The 20554-nt window shown below is 63.9% G+C and carries 15 protein-coding genes; 10 read left to right on the top strand and 5 right to left on the bottom strand.

Going from position 1 to position 20554, the window contains the following annotated elements:
• Window positions 1–38 precede the first annotated feature (38 nt).
• The 3 genes from ngg to mnmC form a co-directional block, all read right to left on the bottom strand.
• Window positions 39–1784 (bottom strand): N-acetylglutaminylglutamine synthetase, encoded by a 1746-nt coding sequence (gene ngg, locus PVZ80_RS05900; protein ID WP_273863525.1) that lies wholly within the window; start codon window positions 1782–1784, stop codon window positions 39–41.
• A 3-nt stretch (window positions 1785–1787) separates the two neighbouring features.
• Complete coding sequence (locus tag PVZ80_RS05895) at window positions 1788–3560, bottom strand: N-acetylglutaminylglutamine amidotransferase (protein WP_273863524.1); 1773 nt, start codon at window positions 3558–3560, stop codon at window positions 1788–1790.
• Window positions 3561–3800: 240 nt separating this feature from the next.
• Entirely contained in the window at window positions 3801–5807 is a 2007-nt protein-coding gene (gene mnmC / locus PVZ80_RS05890; RefSeq protein WP_273863523.1) for a bifunctional tRNA (5-methylaminomethyl-2-thiouridine)(34)-methyltransferase MnmD/FAD-dependent 5-carboxymethylaminomethyl-2-thiouridine(34) oxidoreductase MnmC, read from the bottom strand.
• Between the two features lie 141 nt (window positions 5808–5948).
• Between mnmC and pap the strand changes: the two genes are divergently transcribed.
• The 3 genes from pap (at window position 5949) to PVZ80_RS05875 (ending at window position 9985) form a co-directional block, all read left to right on the top strand.
• Window positions 5949–7469 carry a polyphosphate:AMP phosphotransferase gene (gene pap / locus PVZ80_RS05885; protein ID WP_038634185.1) on the top strand — a complete coding sequence of 507 codons (1521 nt, stop codon included), beginning with the start codon at window positions 5949–5951 and terminating at the stop codon, window positions 7467–7469.
• Between the two features lie 143 nt (window positions 7470–7612).
• Complete coding sequence (locus PVZ80_RS05880) at window positions 7613–8797, top strand: thiolase family protein (protein ID WP_135006846.1); 1185 nt, start codon at window positions 7613–7615, stop codon at window positions 8795–8797.
• A gap of 222 nt (window positions 8798–9019) precedes the next feature.
• Window positions 9020–9985, top strand: coding sequence for a DMT family transporter (locus PVZ80_RS05875; RefSeq protein WP_124315354.1), 966 nt, complete (start codon window positions 9020–9022; stop codon window positions 9983–9985).
• Window positions 9986–10073: 88 nt separating this feature from the next.
• Here the strand turns inward: PVZ80_RS05875 and PVZ80_RS05870 are convergent, their stop codons facing one another.
• Window positions 10074–11468 carry a class II fumarate hydratase gene (locus tag PVZ80_RS05870; RefSeq protein ID WP_009050179.1) on the bottom strand — a complete coding sequence of 465 codons (1395 nt, stop codon included), beginning with the start codon at window positions 11466–11468 and terminating at the stop codon, window positions 10074–10076.
• A gap of 192 nt (window positions 11469–11660) precedes the next feature.
• Between PVZ80_RS05870 and PVZ80_RS05865 the strand changes: the two genes are divergently transcribed.
• From PVZ80_RS05865 to PVZ80_RS05835, 7 genes are all read left to right on the top strand, one after another.
• Window positions 11661–12176: a DUF2059 domain-containing protein gene (locus PVZ80_RS05865; protein ID WP_009045024.1), complete on the top strand. Its 516-nt coding sequence runs from the start codon at window positions 11661–11663 to the stop codon at window positions 12174–12176.
• A 12-nt stretch (window positions 12177–12188) separates the two neighbouring features.
• The gene (locus PVZ80_RS05860; protein ID WP_009050178.1) at window positions 12189–12488 is read left to right on the top strand and encodes a BolA family protein; all 300 of its coding nucleotides are present in this window, start codon (window positions 12189–12191) and stop codon (window positions 12486–12488) included.
• 101 nt (window positions 12489–12589) lie between these two features.
• Window positions 12590–13531, top strand: a complete 942-nt coding sequence (gene trhO, locus PVZ80_RS05855; protein WP_038634177.1) for an oxygen-dependent tRNA uridine(34) hydroxylase TrhO — start codon at window positions 12590–12592, stop codon at window positions 13529–13531.
• A gap of 36 nt (window positions 13532–13567) precedes the next feature.
• Window positions 13568–14170 (top strand): DsbA family protein, encoded by a 603-nt coding sequence (locus tag PVZ80_RS05850; RefSeq protein ID WP_172833393.1) that lies wholly within the window; start codon window positions 13568–13570, stop codon window positions 14168–14170.
• A complete protein-coding gene (locus PVZ80_RS05845; RefSeq protein WP_435307277.1) occupies window positions 14163–15989 on the top strand; it encodes an ABC transporter ATP-binding protein in 1827 nt (608 codons plus the stop codon). Before PVZ80_RS05850 ends, PVZ80_RS05845 begins: the two co-directional genes overlap by 8 nt.
• Before the next feature lie 204 nt (window positions 15990–16193).
• Window positions 16194–18653 (top strand): EAL domain-containing protein, encoded by a 2460-nt coding sequence (locus PVZ80_RS05840; protein WP_009050174.1) that lies wholly within the window; start codon window positions 16194–16196, stop codon window positions 18651–18653.
• Window positions 18654–18731: 78 nt separating this feature from the next.
• On the top strand, window positions 18732–19484 hold the full coding sequence (locus PVZ80_RS05835; RefSeq protein WP_371923067.1) for a TenA family transcriptional regulator: 753 nt from the start codon (window positions 18732–18734) through the stop codon (window positions 19482–19484).
• Window positions 19485–19518: 34 nt separating this feature from the next.
• Here the strand turns inward: PVZ80_RS05835 and PVZ80_RS05830 are convergent, their stop codons facing one another.
• Entirely contained in the window at window positions 19519–20445 is a 927-nt protein-coding gene (locus tag PVZ80_RS05830) for a GGDEF domain-containing protein (RefSeq protein WP_009050172.1), read from the bottom strand.
• Between the last annotated feature and the right edge of the window lie 109 nt (window positions 20446–20554).

Genomic DNA, 20554 nt, shown 5'->3' with positions numbered 1-20554 from the left:
TTGCCCGCGATGAGGCCGGTACTGTCAGCTCATGGCTTTCAAATCGCCGGCTGACTGTGGGGAAACAGCAGGTCGACGAACCTTTCGGCCGTCGGCTGCGGCTCATGGTTGGCCAGGCCGGCGCGCTCGTTGGCCTCGATGAACACGTACTGCGGCTGGTCGGCCGCCGGCACCATCAGGTCGAGGCCGACCATGGGGATATCCAGCGCCCGCGCCGCACGGATCGCGGCGTCCACCAGTTCCGGATGCAGAATCGCGGTGACATCCTCCAGGGTGCCGCCGGTATGCAGGTTGGCGGTGCGCCGCACGAACAGCCGTTCGCCGGCCGCCAGGATGCTGTCGTAGCCATGCCCGGCGGCCTGCAGGGTGCGCTGGGTTTCGTGGTCCAGGGGGATCTTGCTTTCGCCGCCGGTGGCGGCCTGGCGACGCCGGCTTTGTGCCTCGATCAGCTCTCTGATGGAATGCTGGCCATCGCCGATCACCTCGGCCGGCCGGCGAATGGCCGCGGCGACCACCTCGAAGCCGATCACCAGAATGCGCAGGTCCAGACCCTCGTGGAAGCTCTCGAGCAACACCCGGCTGTCGAACCGCCGAGCGTTGTCGATCGCCTGTTGCAGCTCTTCGATGGTACGCAGATCCACGGCCACACCCTGGCCTTGTTCCCCGTCGAGTGGCTTGACCACCACCCGTTCATGCTCGTCGAGAAACGCCAGGTTGTCGTCGGCGTTGCCCGCGAGTTGTTGCGCCGGCAGGTTCAGCCCGGCCTGTTTCAGCACCTTGTGGGTCAGGCTCTTGTCCTGGCACAGGCTCATGCTGATGGCGCTGGTCAGATCGCTCAGGGATTCGCGGCAGCGCACCCGGCGGCCGCCATGGCTGAGGGTGAACATCCCGGCTTCGGCGTCGTCGACCTGCACGTCGATGCCGCGACGATGGGCTTCCTCGACAATGATCCGCGCATAGGGGTTGAACGCTGCCTCGGGCCCGGGGCCGAGGAACAGCGGCTGGTTGATGCCGTTCTTGCGCTTGATGGCGAAGGTGGAGAGGGTGCGAAAACCCAGCTTGGCGTAGAGGCTCTTGGCCTGGCGATTGTCGTGCAGTACCGACAGGTCGAGGTAACTCAGGCCGCGGCTCATGAAGTGTTCGATCAGGTGCCGGACCAGCACTTCGCCGACCCCCGGGCGGGTGCAATGCGGGTCCACCGCCAGGCACCACAGGCTGCTGCCGTGCTCCGGATCGTGGAAGGCCTTCTGGTGATCCAGGCCCATGACGCTGCCGATCACCGTGCCGCTGTCTTCGTCTTCGGCCAGCCAGTACACCGGCCCGCCGGCATGGCGCGGGGTCAGCAGATTCTGGTCGACCGGCAGCATGTTGCGGGCCAGGTACAGCTGGTTGATGGCCTGCCAGTCCGCCGCGCTCTGCGCCCGGCGGATGCGGAAGCCGCGAAACACCCGGGTGGCCTGGCGGTAGTCGCTGAACCACAGGCGCAGGGTGTCCGACGGGTCGAGGAACAACTGGGTCGGCTCCAGGCCGAGAATCTGCTGCGGCGCGGCGACATACAAGGCGATGTCGCGTTCGCCGGGGTGTTCGTTGAGCAGCTCCTCGGCCAGGCTCGTCGGGTCGGGAAAGGTATGGCCGATCAGCAGCCGGCCCCAGCCGCAGTGCACGGCGATGGGGTCGGTGCCGAGGGCGCTGCGGTCTTCGGCGAAACGCGCCTGCAGACGCTCGTAGGAGGGCGCCTGACCGCGCAGCAAGCGTTGGCTGTAAGCCGTGGCGTGGGGTTTCATGGGTCAGATTCCTTGTTCGCTGAGCCACAGGTTCAGCGCGGCCAGTTGCCACAACTTGGAGCCGCGTAACGGCGTCAGCTGGCCTTGTGGGTCGGTCAGCAGGCGGTCGAGCATCGCCGGGTTGAACAGGCCGCGGTCCTGGCTTGGGTCGAGCAGCAGCTCACGCACCCAGTCCAGGGTGTCGCCCTGCAGGTGCTTGAGGCCGGGCACCGGGAAGTAGCCTTTCTTGCGGTCGATCACCGCGCTGGGGATCACCAGGCGCGCGGCTTCCTTGAGTACCTGCTTGCCGCCATCGGGCAGTTTGAATTCGGCCGGTACTCGCGCCGACAGCTCCACCAGCCGGTAGTCGAGGAACGGCGTGCGTGCCTCCAGGCCCCAGGCCATGGTCATGTTATCCACACGCTTGACCGGGTCGTCGACCAGCATCACCGTGCTGTCCAGGCGCAGTGCCTTATCCACAGGCGCGGTGGCACCAGGCTGGGCGAAGTGCTCACGGACGAAATCGCCGGCGGCGTCGTTGGCGGTCAGCCACTGCGCTTGCACGGTGGCCGCGTAGTCGTCGTAGCTGCGGTCGAAGAACGCCTCGCGGTAGGCCGCGTAAGGGTCGCTGGCGCCATCCACCTGCGGATACCAGTGGTAACCGGCGAACAGCTCGTCGGCGCCCTGGCCGCTCTGCACCACCTTGCAGTGCTTGGCGACTTCCCGCGACAGCAGGTAGAAGGCGATGCAGTCGTGGCTGACCATGGGTTCGCTCATGGCGCGGAACGCCGCCGGCAGCTGTTCGATGATCTCGCGCTCGTCGATGCGCAACTGATGGTGATCGGTGCCGTAGTGCTGGGCAATCAGGTCCGAATACTGGAACTCGTCGCCGCGTTCGCCCCCGGCATCCTGGAAGCCGATGGAGAAGGTCGACAGGTTATCCACTCCCACTTCGCGCAGCAGGCCGACCAGCAGGCTCGAGTCGACGCCGCCGGACAGCAGCACGCCGACATCCACCGCCGCCCGTTGGCGGATCGCCACGGCTTCGCGAGTGCTGTCGAGCACGCGGTCGCGCCAGTCTTCCAGGCTCAGCCCGGCTTCATCGGCGCGCGGGCCGTAGGGCAGGGTCCACCAGGTTTGCTGCTCGGTGCGGCCGTCGGCTTCGATGCGCATCCAGGTGGCCGGCGGCAGTTTCTCGATGCCCGCCAGCAGGGTGCGCGGCGCGGGCACCACGGCATGGAAGTTCAGGTAATGGTTGAGCGCCACCGGGTCGAGCAGCGGGTTGATGTCGCCACCCTTGAGCAGCGCCGGCAAGGCTGAGGCGAAACGCAGGCGCTGGCCGGTGCGCGACAGGTACAGCGGCTTGACGCCCAGGCGGTCGCGGGCGATGAACAGGCGCTTGGCGTCACGTTCCCAGATGGCGAAGGCGAACATGCCATTGAGCCGCGGCAGCAGCTCGGTGCCCCAGGCGTGATAACCCTTGAGCAGCACCTCGGTGTCGCCGCCGGAGTAAAAGGCGTAGCCCAGGCTTTCCAGCTCGGCGCGCAGTTCGGGGAAGTTGTAGATCGCGCCGTTGAAGGCCAGGGACAGGCCCAACTGGTTGTCGATCATCGGTTGGGCCGAGCCGTCCGACAGGTCCATGATTTTCAGGCGTCGGTGGCCCAGGGCTATCGGGCCCTGGCTATGGAAGCCCCAGGCATCGGGGCCACGAGGGGCGAGGTGGTGGGTGATTCGTTCAACCGCTGCCAGGTCGGCGGGTTGATGATCAAAACGTAGTTCTCCAGCTAATCCGCACATAAGTCCTTACCGGTTTTTCCGTTGGGGAGGGGGGAATCGCGACCGGCCAGAAACGGCAGGTACCCGGAAACTGACCTAGGTGAAACCCTGGAGTTTTAGACCGATGGGTTATAAGCGGCGGGGTGCTAGTGCGTTGCGGGCCGAGGTAAAGGCCTTGATCTGCCTGGAGTTTTGCCGCTCGGGCAGGGCCCGTGGGCGTTTGCGCGGCGATGCCAGGGCGCCTGGCATCGCGGTTTGTTTTCATGGCTTGCCGCGAATCAACCGACGCAAGGCAAAGCGATTGGGGTGACAGGCTTCGGCCACGCTGCGTGGCAGGGGTAGCGGTTCATTGTCCAGCCAGGCGGCCAGCAACTCGCCCGACAGTGGCGCGGTAATCAGCCCGCGCGAGCCGTGGCCGCTGTTGATATACAGGCCGTCCAGCCAGGGGCAGGGCAGGTCCGGGACCTGGCGCGCATCCTTGCCCAGCACCGCGTAGACCTCGGCGAATGTCGCCTGGTCCGCCAGGGGACCGACGATCGGCAGATAGTCCGGGCTGGTGCAACGGAAGGCGGCCCGTCCTTCGAGGGTTCCCGCTTGCAGGCGGTCGGCTTCCAGGCGTTCCACCAGGTCCTGGGAGATCTCTTCGAGCATCTGCAGGTTGCCCGCGTGCTCGGCGGCGGTGGGCGTCAGGTCTTCGCTCTTGAAGTCGAAACTGGCGCCCAGGGTGTGTTCGCCCAGGCGCGCGGGGGCGACATAGCCTTCGGCGCACACCACCGTGGCCAGGTCCTGGCTGCGCGCGGTCTGCGGCAGGCGGGTGATCTGCCCGCGGATGCGCTTGAGCGGCAGCTCGGCGCTGGGCGGGAAGCGCTTGATCTCGGCGGCGCCGGCGAGGATCACCACCTCGGCACTGGCCAGCAGCCGCTCGCCGTCCCAGGCCTGCCACTGGCCATCGACCCGGCGCAATTCCAGCACATCGTGATGGGGCAGCAGGCGAATCCGTGGATGCGCGGCTTGCCACTGGCACAGGGCCGGCGGGTGCACCCAGCCGCCTTCCGGGTAGAACAGCCCGCCGTGGGCCAGGCCGATGCCGGCCAGGGCCTGGGCCTGGGGTTGGTCCAGTTGATGCAACAGGTCCGTCGGGAAGGCGGCCGCCAACTGCGCCTGGCGCTCGGCTTCCTTGGCGTTGAAGGCCAGTTGCAGCACGCCGCAGCTGTCCCAGTCGACGCCCCGTTGCAGCTGCTCGAGCAGGCGCCGGGTGTAGCCGAAACCGCTGAGAATCATCTGCGACAGGGCGGTGCCGTGGGCCGAGAGTTTCAGGTACAGCACGCCCTGCGGGTTGCCCGAGGCTTCCTGGGCCAGTTGCCCGTGGCGCTCCAGCAGGCTGACCTGCCAACCCCGCGCGGCGAGGCTGGCGGCGCTGGCGCAACCGGCCAGGCCGGCGCCGATCACCAGGGCGTGTTTGTCCTGGATCCGTTGAGTGGGGCGGGCGAACCAGGGCTTGCTGGCGGCAGGCTTCGGCGTGTCTTCGGGCCAGCCGAGAAACTCGCCGCGCAGCACTTCCCACTTGTGGCCGATGCCCGGGGTGCGTTTCATCTTGAAGCCCGCGGCATTCAGCAGGCGGCGCACCCAGCCGGTGCTGGTGAAGGTGCTGATGCTCGAACCCGGAGCGGCCAGGCGCGCCAGTTCGGCGAACAGCTCGGCGGTCCACATCTCGGGGTTTTTCGCCGGGGCGAAGCCGTCGAGGAACCAGGCATCGACCTGCCCGTCGAGTTGCGGCAACTGCTCCAGGGCATCGCCGATCAGCAGGGTCAGGGTAACGCGGCCCTCGTCCAGCACCAGGCGTTGAAAGCCCTGATGCACGGCGACATAGGCGCGCAACAGGCGCTCGGCCAGGGGTGCGAGCTCCGGCCACAGGGCCAGGGCGCGCTGCAGGTCGGCTGGCGTCAGCGGGAATTTTTCCACGCTGACGAAATGCAGGCGTGCGCTGGGGTTGGCCTGTTGCTCGAACAACTGCCAGGCGCAGAGAAAATTCAGGCCGGTGCCGAAGCCGGTCTCGCCGATGACGAAGCGGCCACTGGGCGGCAACGCGGCAAAACGCTCGCGCAGGCGGTTCTGTTCGAGAAACACATGGCGGGTTTCATCCAGGCCCGAGTCGGTGGAGAAATACACGTCGTCGAAAACCCGCGAACGCGGGCGGCCCTGGTCGTCCCAGTCGAGTTGGGCATGGGACTGGGCATGGGGCTGGGTGTGGGACAGTTCAGCGGTCATGTTCGGCTCGGTAACGGCAAGGCGACCATTCTAGCCGATCGACACAGGGGGTAATGATCCACGGCAATGGCTGGCATCTTCCCTGCCGACAAATCAGGTGTCGATCCGCTAGTCTTGCTCCATCTTGCCAGGGAGTCGCTCATGTTCGAATCAGCCGAAATCGGTCACGCCATCGACAAAAAAACCTTTGACGCCGAAGTCCCGGCCCTGCGCGAAGCCCTGCTGGAAGCCCAGTTCGAGCTGAAGCAGAAAGCTCGTTTCCCGGTGATCGTATTGATCAACGGCATCGAAGGCGCCGGCAAGGGCGAGACGGTGAAACTGCTCAACGAGTGGATGGACCCACGCCTGATCGAGGTCCGCACCTTCGACCAGCAGACCGACGAGGAGCTGGCGAGGCCACCGGCCTGGCGCTACTGGCGGATGCTCCCGGCCAAGGGACGCATGGGCGTGTTTTTCGGCAACTGGTACAGCCAGATGCTCCAGGGACGGGTGCACGAGCTGTTCAAGGACGGCCGTTTCGACCAGGCCATCGCCGGCGCCGAACGCCTGGAGAAAATGCTGTGCGACGAAGGCGCGCTGATCTTCAAGTTCTGGTTCCACCTGTCCAAGAAACAGATGAAGGCCCGCCTCAAGTCGCTGCAGGACGACCCGCTGCACAGCTGGCGCATCAGCCCGCTGGACTGGCAGCAGTCGGAGACCTACGACAAGTTCGTCAAATATGGCGAGCGGGTGTTGCGCCGCACCAGCCGCGACTACGCGCCCTGGCATGTGATCGAAGGCGTGGACCCGCATTACCGCAGCCTGGCGGTGGGCAAGATTCTCCTCGAGGGCCTGCAGAGCGCGCTCAACCGGCCCGCGGTCGAAGCCGAGCCCCATGTGGCGCCGTTGGCCGAGGCGGTCGACAAGCTGACCCTGCTCGACAGCCTGGACATGAGCCAGCAACTGGACAAGGACGACTACGAGGAACAATTGATTACCGAGCAGGCGCGCCTGGCCGGCCTGCTGCGTGACAAGCGCATGCGCAAGCACGCGCTGGTGGCGGTTTTCGAGGGCAACGACGCCGCCGGCAAGGGCGGGGCGATCCGCCGGGTAGCGGCGGCGCTGGACCCGCGCCAGTACAGCATCGTGCCGATTGCCGCACCGACCGAGGACGAGCGTGCCCAGCCTTATCTGTGGCGCTTCTGGCGGCACATTCCGGCCCGGGGCAAGTTCACCGTGTTCGACCGTTCCTGGTACGGCCGGGTGCTGGTGGAGCGGGTCGAGGGCTTTTGCAGCCCGGCGGACTGGTTGCGCGCCTATGGCGAGATCAACGACTTCGAGGAGCAGCTCGAGGACGCCGGGGTGATAGTGGTCAAGTTCTGGCTGGCGATCGACAAGCAGACCCAGCTGGAGCGTTTCCAGGCCCGCGAAGAGATTCCGTTCAAGCGCTTCAAGATCACCGAGGACGACTGGCGTAACCGCGAGAAATGGGACGCCTACCGCGCCGCCGTCGGCGACATGGTCGACCGCACCAGTACCGAGGTCGCGGCCTGGACGCTGGTGGAGGCCAACGACAAGCGCTGGGCCCGGGTCAAGGTGCTGCGCACCCTCAACCGCGCGCTGGAAGAGGCATTCGACAAGTCCGAGAAAAGGGACAAGAAAGGCAAGAAGAACAAGAAATAACCGTCGCCGGCGATGAGCGGGTCAAGGCACGGGCCCGGCGGCGCGATGGTTTTGCATATGCCGGATGAATGATCGTCGCGGTCGGGCAAGGGCTGGATTTATGCTCGACCCACTCACAACCGACAACAACAATGAGGTATGCCATGCGTGAAGTGGTGATCGTCGATAGCGTGCGGACCGGCCTGGCCAAGTCCTTTCGCGGCAAGTTCAACCAGACCCGTCCGGATGACATGGCCGCCCATTGCGTCAATGCGCTGCTGACCCGCAACGGTATCGACCCGGCCAGCGTCGAGGACTGCATCGTCGGCGCCGGTTCCAACGAAGGCGCCCAGGGCTACAACATCGGGCGTAACGTCGCGGTGCTGTCCCGCCTGGGCACCGGTACCGCGGGCATGACCCTTAACCGTTTCTGCTCTTCCGGCCTGCAGGCGATCGCCATCGCGGCCAACCAGATCGCGTCCGGTTGCAGCGACATCATTGTCGCCGGCGGCGTCGAGTCCATCAGCCTGACGATGAAAAGCGTCAACACCGACAACCTGATCAACCCGCTGCTCAAGGAGCAGGTGCCGGGCATCTACTTCCCCATGGGCCAGACCGCCGAGGTGGTCGCCCGGCGTTACAACGTGAGCCGCGAGGAGCAGGACCTGTACGCCCTGCAAAGCCAGCAGCGCACTGCGGCGGCCCAGGCGGCCGGGCTGTTCGACGACGAGATCGTGGCGATGGCGGTGAAGTACAAGGTCGAGGACAAGAACAGTGGCCAGGTACAGATCCTCGACGGCGTGGTCGATCGTGACGACTGCAACCGCCCGGACACTACCCTGGAAAACCTGGCCGGCTTGAAACCGGTGTTCGCCGAAGACGGTTCGGTGACCGCGGGTAACTCCTCGCAGCTGTCCGATGGTGCGTCCATGACCCTGGTCATGAGCCTGGAGCGGGCCCTGGCGCTGGGGCTCAAGCCCAAGGCGTTCTTCCGCGGTTTCACCGTGGCCGGTTGCGAGCCGGACGAAATGGGCATCGGCCCGGTGTTCTCGGTACCCAAGTTGCTCAAGGCCAAGGGCCTGCAAGTGGATGACATCGACCTCTGGGAGTTGAACGAGGCCTTCGCGTCGCAATGCCTGTACAGCCGCAACCGGCTGCAGATCGACAACGCCAGATACAACGTCAACGGTGGCTCGATCTCCATCGGCCACCCGTTCGGCATGACCGGTTCGCGCCAGGTCGGCCACCTGGTGCGCGAACTGCAACGGCGCAACCTGCGCTACGGCATCGTCACCATGTGCGTCGGCGGCGGCATGGGCGCGACCGGGTTGTTCGAAGCGGTGCGCTAAGCCCGTCAGGCGGGGGCGGATCTGTCTGCCTTACGAACCTATCGCGGGCAAGCCTCACTCCTGCAGATACAGCACTGNCTGTTCTGTAGGAGCGAGGCTTGCCCGCGATGCTTTTTACGACCAGCACAATCCCAATCACGCTCAGCCGGCAATTGTCCCTGTGTTCGTCACAGCCCCCGGGCCTAGAATGCGGGCTCCCTCCATCAGGCTTTTGGGGTTCGCATGCACATCTCGTCCGGTCGCTGGGTCTACGGCTTGTTCCTTGCGCTGCTGACGGCGCTGTTGTGGGGCATCCTGCCGATCAAGCTCAAGCAGGTGTTGCTGGTGATGGACCCGGTGACCGTGACCTGGTTTCGCCTGTTGGTGTCCGGTGGTTTCCTGCTGGTCTACCTGGCGGCGGTCAAGCGTTTGCCGAGCTGGCGGGTGCTCGGGCCGCGTGGCGGCTGGCTGGTATTGATGGCGGTCTGCGGGCTGGTGGGCAACTACGTGCTGTACCTGATGGGGCTGAACCTGCTGAGCCCCGGCACCGCGCAACTGGTGGTGCAGATGGGGCCGATCCTGCTGCTGATCGCCAGCCTGTTTGTGTTCAAGGAGCGTTTCAGCCTGGGGCAGGGGATTGGCCTGGCGGTGCTGCTGATCGGTTTCGGGCTGTTTTTCAATCAGCGCCTGACCGAGCTGCTGACGTCCCTGAGCAACTACACCGCCGGGGTGCTGACGGTGCTCGCCGCCTCGGCGGTCTGGACCTTCTACGCCCTGGGCCAGAAACAGTTGCTGACGGTGTGGAATTCCCTGCAGGTGATGATGGTGATCTACCTGTTCTGCGCGCTGTTGCTCACGCCGTGGGCCCATCCCCTCGAGGCGCTGGAGTTGAGCCCGCTGCAAGGCTGGCTGTTGCTGGCCTGTTGCCTGAATACCCTGATCGCCTACGGTGCCTTTGCCGAAGCGCTGGCTCATTGGGAGGCGTCGCGGGTCAGCGCCACGCTGGCGATCACACCCTTGGTGACCTTCGCCGCGGTGGCTGTGGCGGCCTGGTTGTGGCCCGAATATGTGCATGCCGAACAGATCAACGGCCTGGGTTATGGCGGGGCGGTGTTGGTGGTGCTGGGGTCGGCGTTGACGGCCCTGGGGCCGTCGCTGATGGCCGGGCTCAAGGCGCGGCGGGTGCGTATGCAAGTGCCGGAGAGCTAGGGCGCGTTATCCTTGATCGCGGGCAATCCCCCTATCCTGTAGGAGCGAGGCTTGCCCGCGATAGCGTCTGTTCAATCACCGCCTTCCATCAGCCCTGCTTGCCAGCCTCCAGCATGTTTTCCGGCCGCACCCAGGCATCGAACTCTTCGTCCGTCAGATACCCCAGCTCCAGGGCCGCTTCACGCAAGGTGCGGTTCTCGGCATAGGCCTTCTTGGCGATCTCGGCGGACTTGTCGTAGCCGATATGGGTGTTGAGCGCGGTGACCAGCATCAGCCCGCGTTCCAGGTGGTCGGCCATCTGCACCGGGTCGGGCTCCAGCCCGGCGATGCAGTGCTGCTGGAAGTTGCTGCAGCCGTCGGCGAGCAGGCGTACCGATTGCAGCAGGTTGTGGATGATCACCGGCTTGAATACGTTCAGCTGCAGGTGGCCCTGGCTGGCGGCGAAGCCGATGGCGACGTCGTTGCCCATCACCTGGCACGCCAGCATCGACAGGGCTTCGCACTGGGTCGGGTTGACCTTGCCTGGCATGATCGAGCTGCCCGGTTCGTTGGCCGGCAGCCTGACCTCGGCCAGCCCGGCGCGTGGCCCGGAGCCCAGCAGGCGCAGGTCGTTGGCGATTTTCATCAGGCACACCGCCAGGGTCTTCAGGGCGCCGGAGAGGGTGGTCAGGGGTTCATGGCCGGCGAGGGCGGCGAACTTGTTCGGCGCGGTAACAAACGGCAGTCCGGACAAGGCCGCCAGCTCGGCGGCGATCGCCTCGCCGAAACCGTGGGGCGAGTTCAGCCCGGTACCGACGGCGGTACCGCCCTGGGCCAGTTCGCAGACCGCCGGCAGGGCCGCGCGAATGGCGCGCTCGGCGTAGTCCAGCTGCGCGATGAAGGCCGACAGCTCCTGGCCGAAGGTGATGGGCGTGGCGTCCATCATGTGGGTGCGCCCGGTCTTCACCAGCTTCATGTGGCGTGCCGCAAGTTCGGCCAGGCCGCCGGACAGCTCGGCGATCGACGGCAACAGATGCTGCTGCACCGCCTGGGCCGCGGCGATGTGCATCGCCGTGGGGAAGCAGTCGTTGGAGCTTTGCGAGCGATTCACGTGGTCGTTGGGGTGCACCGGCGACTTGCCGCCGCGCGGGTTGCCGGCCAGTTCGTTGGCGCGACCGGCGATCACCTCGTTGACGTTCATATTGCTCTGGGTGCCGCTGCCGGTCTGCCAGACCACCAGCGGGAACTGGTCGTCATGCTGGCCGTCCAGCACCTCGTCGGCGGCCTGTTCGATCAGCCGGGCGATATCGGCGGGCAGGTCGCCGTTGCGGTCGTTGACCCGGGCCGCGGCCTTCTTGATCAACGCCAGGGCATGCAGGACCGACAGCGGCATGCGCTCGTTGCCGATGGCGAAGTTGATCAGCGAACGCTGGGTCTGGGCGCCCCAATAGGCGTCGTCCGGGACTTCAACCTGGCCAAGGCTGTCGGTTTCGATTCGACTCATCGTGCTCACTCCTGTAGGTCTGATTGCGCAGTTTAGGCCGTGATCCACAGCCTGGGTTCCATAAAGCGCCTTTTGTGTCATTTGGTCGAGCAAATGCAGGCACCACAAGGCTTGGGGTTGAGCGACAGAGTTTTTTAGGCGCAGAATGGTCGCCCTTGGGGTTATACCTCGCCTGCTAGAAAAGGAAACTCGATGACTCGTCTTCGTGCCATCTGTACCGCGGTTGCTCTGGTTTGCGCCAGCGGCCAGGTGCTTGCCGATACCGCCAGCCACAACGCCAGTGCCGAAGCTTTCCTGACCCTGGCGCACGCTGACAAGCTGGGCACTCCGGTGTACATGCAAGTGCAGCAAATGTTCGCTCAGCGCTTTGAACAGACCAAAGCCCCAGAGTCGAAAAAAGCCGTGCTGGAAACCTACCAGGCCAAGGCCAACGCCGCCCTGGACCAGGCCATCGGCTGGAACAAGCTGAAGCCGGACATGGTCAAGCTCTACACCAGCAATTTCAGCGAATCCGAGCTCAAGGACCTGGTGGCGTTCTACCAGTCGCCGCTGGGCAAGAAAGTCCTGGAAAAAATGCCGCAGCTGACCCAGCAATCGGCCCAGATGACCCAGGCCAAGCTGGAAAGCGCGGTACCGGTAGTCAACAAGCTGCTGGCCGACATGACCGCCGAACTCGAGCCTAAGGCCGCACCGGCGAAGAAGAAGTAAGCGGAGCCAGGAATGACCATGCAACAACGTATCGAATCGGCACTGGGCGCATTGCAGCCTGAGCATTTGCAGGTGCTGGATGAAAGCCACATGCACAGCCGCGGCCTGGAGACCCACTTCAAGGCCGTGCTGGTCAGCGAGCAGTTTGCCGGGCTCAACAGCGTCAAGCGTCACCAGAAGGTCTACGCGACCCTGGGCGAGCTGATGGGCCAGTTCCATGCGTTGGCGCTGCATACCTACACGCCGCAAGAATGGGCGAAGATTGGCGTGGCTCCGGCCTCGCCGACCTGCGCTGGCGGCAGCAAGCATTAACCACAGGTTTTTTGCTAGAATCCGCAACGCGCCGCTCAGTCGGCGCGTTTTTTTTGCATCCGGTTCACCCTTTACGAGGGTAGCCACCTGGAGAATTACCCATGACACAACCTATTGTCGTGGCGGCACTGTATAAGTTCGTCACCCTCGAAGATTACGTTTCCCTGCGCGAACCGCTGCTCAACGCGATGCTCGACAACGGCATCAAGGGCACCCTGCTGATCGCCGAAGAAGGCATCAACGGCACCGTTTCCGGCAGCCGCGAAGGCATCGACGGGCTGCTGGCCTGGCTCAAGAACGACCCGCGCATGGTCGACATCGATCACAAGGAATCGTACTGCGACGAGCAGCCGTTCTACCGCACCAAGGTCAAGCTCAAGAAAGAGATCGTGACCCTGGGCGTGCCCGGCGTCGACCCGAACAAGAAGGTCGGCACCTATGTCGAGCCGCAGGACTGGAACGCGCTGATCAGCGACCCGCAAGTGCTGCTGATCGACACCCGCAACGACTATGAAGTGTCGATCGGCACCTTCGAAGGCGCCATCGACCCGAAGACCACCAGTTTTCGCGAGTTCCCCGACTACATCAAAGCCAACTTCGACCCGAGCAAGCACAAGAAGGTCGCGATGTTCTGCACCGGCGGCATTCGTTGTGAGAAGGCTTCGAGCTATATGCTCAGCGAAGGTTTCGGCGAGGTCTTCCACCTCAAGGGTGGCATCCTCAAGTACCTCGAAGAGGTGCCGCAGCAGGAGAGTAAATGGCAGGGCGACTGCTTCGTCTTCGATAATCGGGTGACCGTGCGTCACGACCTCAGCGAAGGCGACTACGATCAATGTCATGCCTGCCGCACACCGGTAAGCGTCGAAGATCGCGCCAGCGAGCACTATGTACCGGGTATCAGCTGCCCGCATTGCTGGGACACGCTGAGCGAGAAAACCCGCCGCAGCGCCATCGACCGGCAGAAGCAGATTGAACTGGCCAAGGCTCGCAACATGCCGCACCCGATCGGTTACAACTACAAGCAATCTTCTTCCGAGGCCTGAGCCATGTCTGCCCGCCTGCTCTATGTGATGGACCCTATGTGTTCGTGGTGCTGGGGCTTCGCTCCGGTGGCCGAGGCCCTGGTCGAGCAGGCGCGCGCAGCGGGCGTCGAGTTGCATCTGGTGGTGGGCGGCCTGCGTACCGGCAGTGGCTCGGCACTGGAGCCGACCACTCGCCGCTACATCATCGAACACTGGCAGGCGGTCACCGAGGCCACCGGCCAGCCGTTCAAGTTCGAGGGCGCCTTGCCCGACGGTTTTGTCTATGACACCGAGCCTGCGTGCCGCGCCATTGTGACGGCGCGCAGCCTGGCGCCGGATTGCGCCTGGAAACTTTTGCGGCTGATCCAACAGGCTTTTTACGTCGAAGGCCGGGATGTCACTCGCGCCAGCGTTCTGGTGGAACTGGCCGAAGCAGCGGGTGTGCCGCGCATCGAGTTCGCCGAGGCTTTCGATCGCGCCGAGCAGCATGCCGCCACCGCCGCCGATTTCACCTGGGTCCAGGACCTGGGGATCGCCGGCTTCCCGACCTTGCTGGCCGAACGCAATGGCCAGCTGGCCTTGTTGACCAATGGCTACCAGCCCCTGAGTGAGCTGTCTCCACTGCTCGGCCGCTGGCTGGAGCGTGCCGCCTGTGCGTGACCTGGTTGGTGATCCACAAGCGCCGGAACCCGTCGATCGCCTGAGCTGGGCGGAAGTCCGCCGGCTGGCACTGCAGCATAAAAAAGCGTTGTGGATCGCCAATGGCGTGGCTGTCCTGGCGACGCTGTGCAGCGTGCCGATTCCGTTGCTGCTGCCATTGCTGGTGGACGAAGTACTGCTGGGGCACGGCGATGCCGCGCTGAAGGTGATGAACCACGCCTTGCCTGCGGGCTGGCAGAGCGCCGCCGGCTATATAGGCCTGATGTTGCTGATCACCCTGATGCTGCGTTGCTCGGCGCTGCTGTTCAACGTGCTGCAGGCCCGGTTGTTTGCCGGGTTGGCCAAGGACATCGTCTATCGCATCCGCCTGCGGCTGATCGAGCGCCTCAAGCGCATTTCCCTGGGCGAATACGAAAGCCTGGGCAGCGGTACGGTGACGACTCACCTGGTCACCGACCTCGACACCCTGGACAAGTTTGTCGGCGAAACCCTCAGCCGTTTTCTGGTGGCCATGCTCACGCTGGTGGGTACCGCGGGCATCCTGATGTGGATGCACTGGCAACTGGCGCTGCTGATCCTGCTGTTCAACCCCCTGGTGATCTACGCCACGGTGCAGCTGGGCAAGCGGGTCAAGCACCTGAAGAAGCTCGAGAACGACAGCACCTCGCGGTTCACCCAGGCCCTGACCGAAACCCTGGATGCGATCCAGGAAGTCCGCGCGGGCAACCGCCAGGGCTTTTTCCTCGGCCGTCTCGGCCGGCGTGCCCAGGATGTGCGGGACTACGCGGTGGCCTCGCAGTGGAAGAGCGACGCCTCCAATCGTGCCAGCGGGCTGCTGTTCCAGTTCGGGATCGATATCTTCCGCGCGGCGGCCATGCTCACCGTGCTGTTTTCCGACCTGTCCATCGGCCAGATGCTGGCTGTGTTCAGCTACCTGTGGTTCATGATCGGCCCGGTGGAACAACTGCTGAACCTGCAATACGCCTACTACGCCGCCGGTGGCGCGCTGTCGCGCATCAACGAGCTGCTGTCGCGGGCCGACGAGCCGCAGTACGCCGGCGGTGTCGACCCGTTCCAGGGGCGCGAGACCGTGGGGATCGAAGTCAGCGGCCTGAGCTTCGGCTACGGCGACGAGCTGGTGTTGGACCAGATGAACCTGTCGATCGAGCCGGGGGAGAAGGTGGCGATCGTCGGCGCCAGCGGCGGTGGCAAAAGTACCCTGGTGCAGCTGTTGCTGGGGCTCTATACACCGCAGGCGGGCGTGATTTGTTTTGGCGGCAAGACCCAGCAGGAAATCGGCCTGGAAACCCTGCGCGAAAACGTCGCGGTGGTGTTGCAGCATCCGGCGCTGTTCAACGACAGCATCCGCGCCAACCTGACCATGGGCCGCGAGCGCAGCGACGAGGCCTGTTGGCGGGCGCTGGAGATCGCCCAGCTGGATTCGACGGTGCGCGCCCTGGCCAACGGCCTGGACAGTGTGGTCGGCCGCTCCGGCGTGCGTCTGTCCGGCGGCCAGCGCCAGCGCCTGGCGATCGCGCGGATGGTCCTGGCCGAGCCCAAGGTGGTGATCCTCGACGAAGCCACCTCCGCCTTGGACGCCGCCACCGAGTACAACCTGCACCAGGCGCTGACCCGTTTCCTGCATGGCCGGACTACCCTGATCATTGCCCACCGCCTGTCCGCGGTAAAACAGGCGGATCGGGTTCTGGTGTTCGATGGCGGACAGATTGCCGAAGATGGCGACCATCAGCAGCTAATTGCCGACGGCGGCCTTTACGCCAAGCTTTACGGGCATTTGCAGCAAGTCCAACGACCTTGAGTTTTATCCGGTTTTCTGTGCTTAGTGCTTGAATTCTCTGGTGGAAATGACCCTCCTGGGGCACGGCCCTGTCGTGTCTCGACTGGCAGCGTGCTCGAACGTCATAGCCTGTGCGTTCGAAGCCGCGGAAATTAGCCTAGTCTGTGCTGTCAGGAGCGTTATTTTCTCGGGTGTTCATCTGGCAGTGCTTATGCAAGGGACCTCATGAAGCAAAAGCGGACTCTCGGAACGCCACGGTTATTGGGCATCGTCTGGCCATTTATTGCGGTGGTGTTGTTTCAAGCGCTGTTGGGTGGCCTCAGCTTATATGTCCTTTCGGCGGTACGTGGTTACGTTGCCGGGGAGAGCCTTTGGTCCAAGGGCCAGAAGGACGCCATCTACTACCTCAATCTCTACGCCGACAGCCGCGACGAATCGATCTTCCTGAAGTACCAGAACGCCATTGCCGTGCCCCAGGGCGGGCATGAGCTGCGTGTTGCCCTGGATCAGCAGCCGCCCGACCTGAATGCCGCGCGGGCGGGGATTCTCAAGGGCGGCAACCACCCCGACGACAGCGACAGCGTGATCTGGCTGTACCTGAACTTCCGCCATTTCAGCTACCTGGAAAAAGCCATCGACCTGTGGACCGTGGGCGACAGTTATCTGGTGCAGCTCGATAGCGTGGCCCATGAAATGCACCGCAGCATTACCAGCAACCAGGCCTCCGAAGCCGATATCCAGCGCTGGAAGAACCAGATTTTCGCCATCAACGATGGCGTGACGCCGGCAGCCAAGGCCTTTAGCGATGCACTGGGCGAGGGCTCGCGGGTCATCCTGCGGCTGTTGCTGATCACCAACCTGGCCACCGCGCTGGGGCTGATTGTCCTGGCGTTGCTGCGCACCCATAAGCTGCTGGCCCAGCGTCATGAATTCGCCAGCGCCTTGCAGCTGGAAAAGGAGCGGGCGCAGATCACCCTGCAATCCATTGGCGACGGCGTCATCACCACCGACGTGGACGGCGCCATCGCCTACATGAACCCGGCCGCCGAGGAAATGACCCACTGGAAGGCCGAGCAGGCCGTGGGGCTGCCGCTGGCGGCCTTGTTCAATCTGCTCGATGAAAATGCCCAGACCGACGGCTTCACCCTGATCGAACATATCCTCAGCGGCCAGCTCAGTGGTGGCAGCGAGCATTCGAAGCTGATCCAGCGCCTGGATGGCAGCACGGTGTCGGTGACCCTGGTCGGCGCGCCTATCCAGAACGCCGGCAAGGTCAGCGGCACGGTGCTGGTGCTGCACGACATGACCCAGGAACGCCAGTACATCGCCAATCTGTCCTGGCAGGCGACCCACGATGCCTTGACCGGCCTGGCGAACCGCCGCGAGTTCGAATACCGCCTGGAGCAGGCGCTGCACAACCTGAGCCGGCAGTCGGGGCGGCATGCGCTGATGTTCCTCGACCTGGACCAGTTCAAGCTGGTCAACGACACCTGCGGCCATGCGGCAGGGGACGAGCTGCTCCGGCATATCTGCGCCTTGCTCCAGTCGGGCCTGCGCGAGGGCGATACCCTGGCGCGCCTGGGTGGCGACGAATTCGGCATCCTGCTGGAAAACTGCTCGCCGGAAGCGGCGGAAAAGATCGCCGAAGGCCTGCGCCAGACGGTGCAGAACCTGCATTTTGTCTGGAAGGGCCGGCCCTTCGTGACCACGGTCAGTATCGGCCTGGTGCACGTGGCGCACACCCCGACCACCCTCGAAGCATCACTGCGGGCAGCGGACATGGCGTGCTACATGGCCAAGGAGAAAGGGCGCAACCGGGTTCAGGTCTATCACGCGGACGACTCGGAGCTGTCCCTGCGGTTCGGTGAAATGGCCTGGGTCCAGCGCCTGCACATGGCCCTGGAGGAAAACCGCTTCTGTCTTTATGCCCAGGAAATAGCCGCCCTGGGGCATGTGGACCGGCTTGGCGGGCATATCGAGATTCTGCTGCGCCTGCACGACGAGGCCGGGCGGATGATCCTGCCCGACAGTTTCATTCCGGCCGCCGAGCGTTACGGCCTGATGACCTCTCTGGACCGTTGGGTAGTGGAGAATGTGTTCAAGATCATCGCCGAATGCATCCGCGAGGAGCGTGAAGGGCCGCTGGCGATGTGTGCGATCAATCTGTCGGGCGCGACCATCGGTGACGAGGCTTTCCTGGACTTCCTGCGCGAGCAGTTCATCGTCCATGGCGTGCCGCCGGACCTGATTTGTTTTGAAATCACCGAGACCAGCGCTATCTCCAATCTCGGCAGTGCGATTCGATTTATCAACGAGCTCAAGGGCTTGGGCTGCCATTTTTCGTTGGACGACTTTTGCGCGGGAATGTCGTCATTCGCTTATCTCAAACATTTGCCTGTAGACTTCCTGAAGATCGATGGAAGTTTCGTAAAGGATATGCTGGACGACCCGATCAATCGCGCGATGGTCGAGGTGATCAACCATATCGGTCATGTGATGGGCAAACGCACGATTGCCGAGTTTGTCGAAACACCGCAGATTGAGCAGGCATTGTTGGAGATCGGCGTGGATTACGCTCAGGGCTACCTGATCGAGCGCCCGCAACTCTTTACCTGCGACAGCCTGCAGTGCCGGCCTTCACGACCACAGCCTCTGCTATTCAAGGCTCCTGGCACGTTCCGTTGAATCTCTCGCTGATCCGTACCATCACCATCAAAAGGAGCCCCGACAGTGATCGACGCATTCAACAGGACCGGTCCGCTCATGGACGCTGCAAGCTATCCGGCCTGGGCCCAGCAGCTGATCCAGGATTGCAGCGAGAGCAAGCGCCGCGTGGTCGACCATGAACTGTACCAGCGCATGCGTGACAACAAGCTCAGCAACAAGACCATGCGCCAGTACCTGATCGGTGGCTGGCCGGTTGTCGAGCAGTTCGCCCTGTACATGGCGCAGAACCTGACCAAGACCCGTTTTGCCCGTCACCCCGGCGAAGACATGGCGCGGCGCTGGCTAATGCGCAATATCCGGGTCGAGCTCAATCATGCCGATTACTGGGTGAACTGGAGCCGCGCCCATGGCGTGAGCCTGGAAGATCTGCAGGCGCAGCAGGTCCCTCCGGAGTTGCATGCCTTGAGTCATTGGTGCTGGCACACCAGCTCCGCCGACTCGCTGATCGTGGCGATCGCCGCGACCAACTACGCAATCGAGGGGGCAACGGGTGAGTGGTCGGCGCTGGTCTGCTCCACTGGCGTGTATGCGGCGGCCTTTCCCGAAGAAGAGCGCAAGCGGGCGATGAAGTGGCTGAAAATGCATGCCCAGTACGACGATGCGCATCCTTGGGAGGCGCTGGAAATCATCTGCACCCTGGCCGGCATGAAGCCGAGCAAAGCCTTGCAGAGCGAACTGCGTCAGGCGATCTGCAAGAGTTATGACTACATGTACCTGTTCCTGGAGCGTTGCCTGCAACAGGAAAAGACCCCCGCGGTCCGTGAGCGGATGGCACTGGTCGAAGGTTGAGTGGCTGCCTCCGATGGAGGCGGTCCAGCGTTCTTCAGCCGGCCATCGCCAGGCGATTGCGGCCTTCGCGCTTGGCCACGTACAGCGCGCTGTCCGCACGGCGTAGCAGGCTCTCGGCTGATTCCCCCGGCAGCAGGGTCGAGCAACCCAGGCTGACCGTCAGTTCGATCAACTTGCCATCCGCCCAGTAATCCTTGGCCTGGGCCGCCTGGCGCAGCCGTTCTCCCACCATGGCGGCAGCATCGCGGCCGGTGTTGGACAGCAGGATCAGGAACTCCTCGCCGCCAAAACGAAACACCATGTCGACGTTGCGCAACTGCGCCTTGATGGCCGCGGCAACGGCCTTGAGCACTTCATCGCCGGCGCTGTGGCCGTGGCTGTCGTTGATTCTCTTGAAGTGATCGATATCCAGCATCAGCAGCGACAGCGGGTGCAAGTGGCGGCGGGCCATTTCAATTTCCCGCTGCAGCGTCTGGTCCATGGCGATCCGGTTGCCGGTGTCGGTCAAGGGATCGCGCAGGGCGCTACGGGTGGCGGCCCGATAGAGCAGGGCATTGCGCATCGGGTAAAGCAGGGTGGACAGCAGGGATTCCAGATGGCTCTGTTCCTGGTCGCTGAAGCGCTGATTGCGCCGAAACACCAGCTCACCCATGGTCTCGCCTTCATGGCTCAGGCTGTAGCTGATGGAGTGGTGGCCGCGCTGGCCGAATTCCAGGCGCAGGTCGCTGGGTTTGTGCTGGTAAACCAGGGCATCCAGGGGCACAAGGCGTTGGGTTTCGCGGAAGAACAGGCCGAGAATGCGTTGCGGTTCCAGGCTGGTCTGCAATTGCAGGCTCAGTTGCTGGCGCAGCTGGGCGAGGCTGACCGGGCGTTGCAGGAGTGGTGACTGCTGGCCAAAGCCCAGGCGTTGCAATTTGGCACTATCGAAGTCAATTGCGTTGGTCTGGGTCGGTGTTTTCATATGGCGTGAGCCCCTGAGCACGTAATGCAATCTTTACTGGCTGGGTGAGAGCGGCTCATGGCTGCACGTCATACTGTTCCATCAGTCCCGCAGGACAAAGTGCCCACAG

It is taken from the genome of Pseudomonas sp. B3G-3 (assembly GCF_028640915.1).
In the GTDB taxonomy this organism is placed as follows: Bacteria; Pseudomonadota; Gammaproteobacteria; order Pseudomonadales; family Pseudomonadaceae; genus Aquipseudomonas; species Aquipseudomonas chlororaphis_I.
Note: the sequence above shows the minus strand (reverse complement) of the source record. Positions and strands in the feature narration are given on the sequence as shown.

Bases quoted from the DNA above. Each gene is read 5' to 3' on its own strand.
- ngg (WP_273863525.1), bottom strand. From the start codon at position 1,784: ATGAAACCCCACGCCACGGCTTACAGCCAACGCTTGCTGCGCGGTCAG.
- PVZ80_RS05895 (WP_273863524.1), bottom strand. From the start codon at position 3,560: ATGTGCGGATTAGCTGGAGAACTACGTTTTGATCATCAACCCGCCGAC.
- mnmC (WP_273863523.1), bottom strand. From the start codon at position 5,807: ATGACCGCTGAACTGTCCCACACCCAGCCCCATGCCCAGTCCCATGCC.
- pap (WP_038634185.1), top strand. From the start codon at position 5,949: ATGTTCGAATCAGCCGAAATCGGTCACGCCATCGACAAAAAAACCTTT.
- PVZ80_RS05880 (WP_135006846.1), top strand. From the start codon at position 7,613: ATGCGTGAAGTGGTGATCGTCGATAGCGTGCGGACCGGCCTGGCCAAG.
- PVZ80_RS05875 (WP_124315354.1), top strand. From the start codon at position 9,020: ATGCACATCTCGTCCGGTCGCTGGGTCTACGGCTTGTTCCTTGCGCTG.
- PVZ80_RS05870 (WP_009050179.1), bottom strand. From the start codon at position 11,468: ATGAGTCGAATCGAAACCGACAGCCTTGGCCAGGTTGAAGTCCCGGAC.
- PVZ80_RS05865 (WP_009045024.1), top strand. From the start codon at position 11,661: ATGACTCGTCTTCGTGCCATCTGTACCGCGGTTGCTCTGGTTTGCGCC.
- PVZ80_RS05860 (WP_009050178.1), top strand. From the start codon at position 12,189: ATGACCATGCAACAACGTATCGAATCGGCACTGGGCGCATTGCAGCCT.
- trhO (WP_038634177.1), top strand. From the start codon at position 12,590: ATGACACAACCTATTGTCGTGGCGGCACTGTATAAGTTCGTCACCCTC.
- PVZ80_RS05850 (WP_172833393.1), top strand. From the start codon at position 13,568: ATGTGTTCGTGGTGCTGGGGCTTCGCTCCGGTGGCCGAGGCCCTGGTC.
- PVZ80_RS05840 (WP_009050174.1), top strand. From the start codon at position 16,194: ATGAAGCAAAAGCGGACTCTCGGAACGCCACGGTTATTGGGCATCGTC.
- PVZ80_RS05835 (WP_371923067.1), top strand. From the start codon at position 18,732: ATGGACGCTGCAAGCTATCCGGCCTGGGCCCAGCAGCTGATCCAGGAT.
- PVZ80_RS05830 (WP_009050172.1), bottom strand. From the start codon at position 20,445: ATGAAAACACCGACCCAGACCAACGCAATTGACTTCGATAGTGCCAAA.